General features: G+C 37.9%; 7 protein-coding genes. 6 read left to right on the forward strand and 1 reads right to left on the reverse strand.

The window, feature by feature from the left end:
• Positions 1 to 73: 73 nt before the first annotated feature.
• The gene (locus I6E85_RS20415; RefSeq protein ID WP_197237292.1) at positions 74 to 4045 is read right to left on the reverse strand and encodes a hypothetical protein; all 3972 of its coding nucleotides are present in this window, start codon (positions 4043 to 4045) and stop codon (positions 74 to 76) included.
• A gap of 819 nt (positions 4046 to 4864) precedes the next feature.
• Between I6E85_RS20415 and I6E85_RS20420 the strand changes: the two genes are divergently transcribed.
• The 6 genes from I6E85_RS20420 (at position 4865) to I6E85_RS20445 (ending at position 9466) form a co-directional block, all read left to right on the forward strand.
• Positions 4865 to 5443, forward strand: a complete 579-nt coding sequence (locus tag I6E85_RS20420) for a hypothetical protein (protein ID WP_196812458.1) — start codon at positions 4865 to 4867, stop codon at positions 5441 to 5443.
• A gap of 324 nt (positions 5444 to 5767) precedes the next feature.
• Positions 5768 to 6424, forward strand: a complete 657-nt coding sequence (locus I6E85_RS20425; RefSeq protein WP_139016120.1) for a hypothetical protein — start codon at positions 5768 to 5770, stop codon at positions 6422 to 6424.
• Between the two features lie 326 nt (positions 6425 to 6750).
• Positions 6751 to 7266 (forward strand): hypothetical protein, encoded by a 516-nt coding sequence (locus tag I6E85_RS20430; protein ID WP_024589353.1) that lies wholly within the window; start codon positions 6751 to 6753, stop codon positions 7264 to 7266.
• Between the two features lie 148 nt (positions 7267 to 7414).
• A complete protein-coding gene (locus I6E85_RS20435; protein ID WP_024589354.1) occupies positions 7415 to 8575 on the forward strand; it encodes an IS30 family transposase in 1161 nt (386 codons plus the stop codon).
• Positions 8576 to 8835: 260 nt separating this feature from the next.
• Positions 8836 to 9105: a helix-turn-helix domain-containing protein gene (locus I6E85_RS20440; protein ID WP_024589355.1), complete on the forward strand. Its 270-nt coding sequence runs from the start codon at positions 8836 to 8838 to the stop codon at positions 9103 to 9105.
• 40 nt (positions 9106 to 9145) lie between these two features.
• Positions 9146 to 9466 carry a hypothetical protein gene (locus I6E85_RS20445; RefSeq protein WP_024589356.1) on the forward strand — a complete coding sequence of 107 codons (321 nt, stop codon included), beginning with the start codon at positions 9146 to 9148 and terminating at the stop codon, positions 9464 to 9466.
• Positions 9467 to 9624 lie beyond the last annotated feature (158 nt).

A 9624-nucleotide genomic window follows, 5' to 3' on the forward strand; every position in this document is an offset into this window, starting at 1 on the left:
TACCTCTTAATTGAAATTCAGGGATAGCTTAATAGTTTTGACGAGTTACTTGCAGGTGCACTTGGCTAGACGCTTACCTTAGTTCTAGTGCGCTTGTTACATTATGCTTAATTCTATTTGCAACTTTTTCATTAGCACCAAACCAAATTACAAGGTAAATACCTTGTTGTTCGGCATCGGGATGAACTGAATAGCGCTCATAAAGTTGGGTTGTGGCAGCAGAATAAAGATCTTGATGCCATTGCCCCTTCGCTTCAATAACTAGAAGTCGCCTTATGCCGTCTATTGTTTTAGCAGCAGTGATATCAATCCTATTTTGATTTTTGGTCTGATGTTCAGAAGTGATTACAATACTTTGAGTGCTAAGAAGTAAATTGAGACGTTCGGCAATAATTTCAACTGACTCAACTTCACCCAGTCGTATATCATCCCCATTTGTATTTTTTGTATAAAAACGATTTGCTGTATTAAATTCTCCACCATCAATATCCTTTTGATAACTAATTAACTCTAAAAGAATAAGTTGCCGTAATCCTTCAACACTAACAACAGCATTGTTATCTAATAAATCAACGATTTTCGTTGAAGTCGGTGGCTCAAAGTCTCTTAGTGCTTTCTTCCTTAACTGCTCTGCTTGTATACTTTTCAGCGGTATATGAATATCAGAAAAATGAGGTTCAGCTAATAATTGATGAAGAACAGGGATCGCCTCATCTGGGCTACCATTTCCGATAGACCAAATAATATCTGTTAAGAAACGATATGCAGTCTCTCCATCAGGGCTTCCAGTCCCCCAATTACTTGGTAGTTTAACCTTTGGCCATTGTTCAAAAAATGCTTCTAAAATAGCACACACCTTATAAGATGTTAGTGCTGGCCAATATGAGTGATCACTTCGGTTCATTCGGCTTGAGCGTTCGTTAAGTAATAATATTGAATTTTTATCACCAGTAAGCCAATTCCAGTATGGCTCTGCTTGCTCTATACTTAAAAAGTAAAAAGCTCTAACAAACCAAAATTTTCGCCTTTGTTCTAATTGTTCATCATCGTTAGATTCTGATTGGCCAAACAAAAACTGACCGCAGCGCAACTCAATAATACTTTTCAAGCTTTCTCGGTCCCCATACTGTGCTGCAATTTCAAAAAGCGTATTAAGAGCAGATGACTCAAGTTGATCGTAACCTTCAAGCCATTCAATTGAGAGCTTAGCTTGTAAAGGGCTGAATACTTCATCGTATTTTAATAAGTCAACTTCAGGGTGAGCACATTTATTTTGTGCTAATTGAGGCTCAACGTATTCAAGAAGAAATTTCTCAGCAGATTCAACATCAGGAAAAAGCAAGCGATCGACTTCAGATTTAAGAGCAATAGCTTCATCTTGACTGACAGCATTGTACCCTACATTTAAATTTGTTCTGAGGGCAAGGAGAAGTGGGCGCTCGACCCCTTCTAAACTCCCACTTTCTCGCATGATTTCAATGCAAGCCGCATATAAAATAGTCTCAACTACTAGCCCCTTAGATTCACACTGCAAATCAGCAAGCTTTTGCAGAACAGGTATTATAGAAGCTATAAAGCCCAAGCAATTCTTAATCGCATTTCGAACAAGTACTTCATCACCAAATTCTAATTCAATATTTTCGGGTTTATTCAGTATGAGCTGAGAAAAACGAACTAAGCATCCCCAATGTTGACCGCCCTCGACTAACTCACGTTCTGCTTGAACATACTGAATATTTTCCACATGAACTTGTTTCTTTTTATTTTTACGACGCCTCATTAACCGGCGATGTTTAGCATTCCACTTTTGATCTTCTTCTTTAGCCTGAATCGACTCTTGTCTATTCATCAGAGCCCACCTTTTCATAAACTCTGGTTTTTGAGATGCTTGCTTACGCATATGGCTGCGTAAACTATCAAGCTCCTTTTTATTGGAAAAGCGATTGAATTGATGCTGAGCTAAAAAACTCGCCCACAACTGAGTGTTATTATTTTCAAATGCTAAATCAATTATAAACCTATGGTCAGCAAGGCTTAAACAAAGTCCCGCATGAGAATAATGACCTCCAAACTTGTGTATCCTAGCTTGAAATATCGCCTCTCGTTCCGTTAATTTTCCGAAAACATGAGAAATAATTCCTTGCCGTAATGGATCATCTGCCCGCAGAGCCTGTACCGACTTAATATCTTGAGTATTCATTTGCCTAGGAAAATTTAGGTGCTCTACCCACTGCCAAATACGCAATGGTTCAAACGGAGGTTTAGCTAACTCAAAGTAGCAGTCTAAAAGTGAACCAATTATTTTACTTAACCTTGTTCTACATTCGCATTCATACGCTTTTTTTCCACAATTGCAGGCCAAACCTTTGCTTAATAAATCTAACAAACCTTCAAGCTGTAGTACGTTCAAATGGGAAATAAAACGCTTAACAAAGTAACGGTCTCCTAGCGCACCGTCAAGGTCTTGTTTATGGCTAGGGTACAAGTTAGCGCAATTCCGAAAGAACACTTCAAGTTCATTCGGTTTAAAGGTGTCAATATCAGTTGATTCAATTACAGTTGCTGCGATATTTAAAGAGGAGCTGCTAGCTTCAGCAATTAAATCACGTAGGTCTAAGTGAGGATCGTAAGATTCCAACCCTATTAGGCACTTGTAAGCTAGCATACGTGTTTGTTTACTTTCAGTAGACGATAATAAAAGCTGACGTAACTCTATATCTAGCCACCTTGCAGCTTGGGTTCCCACCAAAAGCTCAAGCAGTAAGTCTCGCAAATCGCCATCACCTCCATCAGAGATAATTGGCTTAACCTCTTCCATTACATCTTGTGTAAATAAGCCTGCAACACTAAACCTACGCCAAGAGTCACTTCGCCTAAAGTAAGGGTCAACAGCTTCTACTTCCTTCAAACGTGACAAAAGCATGGCCTTTGACGATGTAGCTAATTGAGAAGGGTCGCCATTCGCGAGTACCGCATATGGATCAAGTTCAATTGCAGCTTCTTCAATTGATTTGCTACCCAGTGCGGCCATCCAGCCTATTAATCCCCTTAACTCATCTCGGACAGTAGAGTTTGGAGCAATGATTGGCAAACACTGTGCAATAGTCAAAGGATCTGATGGGTTAGCGATACGCTTAGTGAGATAATCTGCTGCACAATATTCAGCAACTATCTTATGTACAGGTCGATGCTGATCTGCATTATCTCCAGGCTTAAAAAGGCGAGTAGCTAGGATACCACTAAGATTCACACTACTAGAACTCAACAGCGAACCAGCCAGAGGATACATCCTGTTTTCGTGTGCTTCACTTATTCCTATCCCCTCAGCACCAGAGAGTAGTAGCTTTGCAAAAATTTCTGAAGACAAGTTAATCTTTTGATCACTAGAAAGCGAAGGGGTCGGTTTAGTGTTAGCATTTACTTCTCTTGCTAAGCTGGTTATGGCTTGAGTAAAGATTGAACGTTTGTCAGTAAAGTGTCCTTCACTCTCAATATAAGCATCTGCAAATAATTTAAGAAATTGTGGGTTTGGGAGGAGAGGTTCCAACGAAAACCTAGTAACCTCAGCTTGAAATTCTATAAAATTATCTTTTTTTGTATGGTGAGTATAAATTTCTCGTTGCTCAGACTCATCAAACTCATATAGCCGAGCAACAGTTGGCGCATGACCGATAAATTGTTCAAAAGTGTTCGTGGCAGAACTATCCCATTCACTCGAACGGCTTGAAATAATGACATGTGTAGGTCTTGCATTTGATACATTAGAAAGTAGCTTATGAATACCTGTAGTATCAACTTTAGCCAATTCATCAAAAGCATCAATGACAAGAGGAGAATATTCGCTATTAGCTCCCATATAGCTAAATATACTTGCCGTAACCTCCTTAGTCCCTAACTGATTAGCTAAGCTTTTCATAAGCTCAGTTTTTCCAGCACCTGGCTCAGCCAAAATTACAATGTAATTTGAGGCATTGAGTAATTCTGATTCGGTGAATCGTTGGTTGTCACTAAATAGTGTTCGATTAAGATAAAAAGTCGGAGACATAATAAATATGACCTTGGTATATATTTTTCTTTACGGCATTTTCTTAATGAAATTAATGTTATTTTAGGCGGTTGCCGCATTTATGAGAATATATAAGACACTAACAGAATATTTGAATAAAGTCTGTGAAATTCCTAATGTTCAGCTATGAAGTAAACATTAAATAAATTATGGAAAAAATTATCTGATGGAGGCATTTAGACTGCTGAGCTAACTCTATTTGGGGCAGAAACGAGTTTGGATTTCCCAGCTTTCACTAGACACCGGCTTATAATCTTAAAGTACAAAACGGAAGTTTACTTCCGATTTTTAGCCTATATTGCCATATTTCGGAAGTAAACTTCCGTTTCTAGGGCTTCAAAGTAGTTATCGGAAATATACTTCTGTTTTTTGATAGCGTTGTTAACCTAGATAGCTATATGAGCTACTTTTCAGGGTCTTACTTGAGCGATAACCGGTCATTGAGATTAGCTAAATATAATAGTTAATTGATTGGTCAAACTGCTCTTTACTCATATATTCATGAAAATGAGCTGCTCGCGCATATTGATCTATTTAACTTTACTCAAAAATTTTAGAAAACTTAGTGATAGTAATACCTTAGGTTATTTGTTAAAACTATATAAAGCAGAAAAATGAGCGTTAAGTCGGCAGAAATATGCGCGATAAGCGGACTATAAAATGTTAGTTTTATATTTGAGTTATTCAGAATTAAAGGTGTCAACTAGTTGAAAAATATACTTATATTTATGGTTGTTGGATTATTTCTGGTAGCTTGTGGCTTGTGGCTTTTTCATTGGTGTTACAGATAGAGCGGCTATGTTTGACGGGGTCAAATGGACTGATGTTGGTACTTTAGTTGTTACATCTCTTGGTTTTATTTTTGGTTTCTATACCTACTTTCAATGGTTAAATAACAAGCGAAAGGAGGATTCATATTTAGTCGCCAAAAGATACATCGCTGCTATAGATGAAATAGAAGAAAACTTACATGAGTTGCGATTTCATTATGATCATATATGTCCTACACCAGGATTGATGGTTGAGGATAAAGATGTATCAATCAAACGTATTGAGCATCTTAATATTGTTTGGGGCAACCTATATCAAGCACGGCGAAACCTTTATAAATCTAATAGAGAGCTATCATTCTGGAATGTTTGTCTAGCTAAAGAGGCTGTAGAAGACTACAACTATTTGAATAAGTCACTGGACAATATTAGTGTGATATCTTCAGTTTTGAACAATCAATTATTCCATTTTGTAAGCAGTAGACAAAATATGGATGGAGTGATTCGAGAGAAGCAAAGGTTTGACGAGTTACATGATTCAGTTCATAAAATCATTCAACATCGCGTTGATTGTGGCTTTAAGTCAATGTTTACCTTCGAAATATAAATGTAACGAAAAAAACGTTCAAGAGTAACTCCAAACGTGTGCTAGTTTCGCTGCGCTCACAATATGGCACACGGTTGTCACACTTTAACGTGGAGTTGAAGCTGCAGAATTACTTTTTTAAGGAAAACAGCCTGTTTTATGTGTTCCAAATGCATTACCTAATGCTCTAAAAAGGCTTAGAGTGAATTGTAGGAGCTATTTTTTAATTGAATTTGACTGTTGGAGTTATTCTACAGTCTAGTTAGGCAATAAACCAATGGAAGTTTGATGCTCAATAGTAGGTTTTTCGATAAAGATAGAAGTGTTCAAGAGCGGTGGTTTCGAATGAAATTCCACAGAAATTTTGGGCGGCAGATAAAAGCTGTTTTCTTGTGGCGACTTTACCGTAAATTGGAAAAAGAATTTAAAGCAAAAGATAAAGTTATAAACGGAGCTATAGAAATCACAGTGAAAGAATGCAAGAAGGTCAATGAGGAGCTGTTTCCTGCGACAAAGCAGTTTCTAAATATTGGCCTGTATTTCTTGCTTGCTGAGAGAGATATCCAAGCTTTAAAAGCTGATGCTTTCGCTCATCCTAATGAGACAAAAAGGAATATTGCGTTACGTGCACTGCTTTTAACCATTTATGAGTGGGATATGGGAAAAGTTACTGGACGGCGAATGCAGTTTATATACGAATCGACAGGATTGTCTGATTCTTCAAGGAGTATGGTTGTTGATGCCCTAAAAAAATTAAAGAAAGCAAGAAAAGCAATTGAAAATGAAATTTCTGAGGCAAGGCACAACACTATTGCCCATAGAGAGGCCGACGCTCTACATCAGTACGAAATTATCTCAGAGCTGAAAATCATGGATTTTTCCATAGCTTTGACTGGTTTGTACGAAGCATCAGATGTGCTGTTGAAGTCTTTGGTAAAAGCGATGCTTGAAATTGGTACGACGGAAAACCTGTTTAATCAGGTGAATTATCGAAAAAAATAGCCTAACAAGCTGCTGCCGACGAGCGGCAGAGTGCAGAGTTACTAATGTCCGCAATTGGCACTTTTACGAAGTTCGGCTGAGAGCGATTAAGGGACATTAATATTGACTAAGTATAATAACTAGTTCAGTGGTCGAATTTTTGTATGCTCATACATTCACGGAAATGAGCAGCGCGCACGTTGTTCTATTTAGCTTTGTTCAAAGAGAATAGGAAACTATTTGATAGCAATATGTTAGGTAATTTGTTAAAACTATCTCAAGTAGAAAAGTAGCGTGACACGAGCAGACATATGCGCGATCAGCTCACTAGGCTTACAGGAAAGTAAATGCGCGATATCTTTGGTCAGCACAAGCAAGACTTCAATGAAATTAGGCGCTTGTGTTTAATCTGTCATGGATTAGATTTAACAACAAGTAGTCTTTCATCAGAAAATTCTAGATTAGTCATGTCTAAAAATGTTGAAGATACTTTACATAATTTAGTGTCTAGCAATCTTCTTAGTCTAGTAATAGCAATTAGAGTAAATCTCTATCAAAATGCAATCAATCAACCGAATTTGGAATTACCAAATTCATCATGGTTATATTTCGATGATAAGTTAATAGAGAAACCTGCAACTCTTAAGCAGGTCTGCGATAAAATTATTCATGCAGATTCTTTTTCCAAAACAGTTCCACCTAGCGGACTTATTGATCCTGAGTATAAGATTGCGGTTCAATTTAAAGGCGTTGAATATAAAAAATCTTGGACATTAAATGTGGTTCTAGAGTGCTTTGTTGAAGACATACTTTCCTTGCTTGATAGTATTGAGAAAAGTATGCCTAACGAGTCAATTAACTAGGGCAAGTAACAATTGGCTAGGTTTCACTACACAATTTTAGGCAACTGGTTACTTGGCCAGTTACAAAGGCGTTAAATGTCCGCTTATGGCTGTGAGTTCAACTGGTGAATGCAACGCTATCCTTATTATTAGTTAAAGGAGCGTTCACATGAAACAGAGAAAGCGTATTTATTATAATGCAGAACAAAGAAGGTTAATTTGGGATCGATATCAGCGCGGTGATAGTGCGCATGATATAGCAAGATTATTTGATCGATACCATTCATCTATATTAGGTATTATCCATAAAACAGGTGGTGTTCGGCCGCTTGAGCCCAAACGCTCACCAACAACACTAACTCTTGCAGAGCGAGAAGACATTTCACGAGGGTTAGCAGCAGGTAAGTCTCTTCGAGAAATAGCGAGATATCTTAATCGCTCTCCTTCCACTATTTGCCGTGAAGTAAACCGCCACGGCGGGATTAAAAAATATCGAGCGAGTAAAGCTGACAAAGTTGCCTGGGAAAATGCCAAACGCCCTAAGCCTTGTAAGCTGTATGGCAACAAAGAATTATGTTTAATCATTGCTCAAAAGATGGAATCTGCATGGTCACCTCAGCAAATCTCTGGTTGGCTTAGGCGGAGATATCCCAATAATGAGGATTTGAATGTGTCGCACGAAACAATATATAAAACCCTATATATACAAACCCGCGGCGCCTTAAAAAAAGAGCTACAAAAACACTTAAGGACGCAGCGGGTAGTCAGGAAATCAAAACACGCCACTCTTAAAGGTAAAGGGTTAGGAAGGATAGTCGACGCTGTACCAATTAGTGAAAGGCCATCAAATATTGAAGACAGAGCTGTTCCAGGCCACTGGGAGGGAGACTTGATCCAAGGCTCAGGAAACAGTTTTATCGCGACTCTAGTTGAGCGACACTCTAGGTATGTAATGTTAGTGAAAGTACCTAGTAATAAAACAAAGCCAGTAATCGAAGCGTTGATTAAACAAGCTAATAAGTTGCCAGCAGAGCTTTATAAATCATTAACTTGGGACAGAGGATGTGAGCTTACTAATCATAAAGACTTTACTCTAGCTACAGATATTCAAGTATATTTCTGCGATCCACAATCACCTTGGCAGCGCGGTTCCAATGAAAATACAAATAGGCTATTAAGACAATACTTTCCAAAAGGAACTAACTTAAATGAGCATTCTCAGATAAGATTAAACCAAGTTGCCAGACAACTTAATGAGAGACCGCGGAAAACACTGGAATACGAAACACCTGCGGAGCGATTTAATCAGTGTGTTGCATCGAGTGGTTGAACTCACAGCACATAGCAGTCAACTAAACTTGGCGGTATTTTTATGAGATTGGCTTTATAGAGCTTATATTTGGTAACTTTATGCCATTATAAGCTTCAATATTATGCCAAGTTATACTTCACTTACGGCGCTGTAGACCAGTAAAAACGTATGTTATTATGCCAGCTTATGCTTCAAACAACAAAAACATTTGAGGATATATTGTTACCACCGGAAGCTCAAAATGATTAGCTTTAAAAATATTTTCACAGAGTTATTAAATGACACATAGCAAAACAAAAACTAGCTTATATAGGCGAGCTTACGTGACTTGGCTGATTAGCACTGGCGTTAACACTGTGCCAGCAATTATAGAAGCTACTGGAATGCCGAGGCGAACAGCTCAAGACACATTAGCAGCAATTCCTGAGCTCTCTATAGCGCTTGAAAACAAAGGCGGTTCGTACTCGGTTGTAGATTGGGGGATGTTGAATAAAGCTTGGTTGAAAAACAACTTACAGCACGTTAAGGACGTGCTACTATATCCCTAAGATCAAGAAATATGAGTATGACGAAAATTGGAGTGTCAGCATGGCTAAGGGTTTAATAGTTAAAAGTGAATGGCTTAATGAAATTATGGAAAATACAATCAACAACGAATTGTTACAGGCATTAGCCTTTCTTGTTCTCTGTGCTTTGGTATGGAAGTTCTTATTAAAACCTATTCTCTATTTATTAATGAAATATCTCAATAAATTAAATGATTCGATACAGCCATTAAAGTGCGCTTTGGGAAAGCACGACAAAGAATATGGAATGCCGTTTGAAGCAGCAGATACAAGAATCACTAGAGTTAAATGCAAAAACCCTGATTGTTCTTGGGAAGACCAAGAGTCAAAACCTATTTTTTAAATGTTGGATTGAATCAAATGAAACTTGATGTTACCCCTGCACAATTGAAAGCGATTAAAGAAATGGCAGACAATGTAAGTGTGTAGTGGCATAGTTAATTTGGCCACCCATTAAGAAAGAAATGTTATGCTAATAAGCATACAAATTTGGGTGAAAAA

The organism is Pseudoalteromonas sp. NZS71 (assembly GCF_015864715.1).
In the GTDB taxonomy this organism is placed as follows: domain Bacteria; phylum Pseudomonadota; class Gammaproteobacteria; order Enterobacterales; family Alteromonadaceae; genus Pseudoalteromonas; species Pseudoalteromonas arctica.

Bases quoted from the DNA above. Each gene is read 5' to 3' on its own strand.
- I6E85_RS20415 (WP_197237292.1), bottom strand. From the start codon at position 4,045: ATGTCTCCGACTTTTTATCTTAATCGAACACTATTTAGTGACAACCAA.
- I6E85_RS20445 (WP_024589356.1), top strand. From the start codon at position 9,146: ATGGCTAAGGGTTTAATAGTTAAAAGTGAATGGCTTAATGAAATTATG.
- I6E85_RS20430 (WP_024589353.1), top strand. From the start codon at position 6,751: ATGCGCGATATCTTTGGTCAGCACAAGCAAGACTTCAATGAAATTAGG.
- I6E85_RS20440 (WP_024589355.1), top strand. From the start codon at position 8,836: ATGACACATAGCAAAACAAAAACTAGCTTATATAGGCGAGCTTACGTG.
- I6E85_RS20435 (WP_024589354.1), top strand. From the start codon at position 7,415: ATGAAACAGAGAAAGCGTATTTATTATAATGCAGAACAAAGAAGGTTA.
- I6E85_RS20425 (WP_139016120.1), top strand. From the start codon at position 5,768: ATGAAATTCCACAGAAATTTTGGGCGGCAGATAAAAGCTGTTTTCTTG.
- I6E85_RS20420 (WP_196812458.1), top strand. From the start codon at position 4,865: ATGTTTGACGGGGTCAAATGGACTGATGTTGGTACTTTAGTTGTTACA.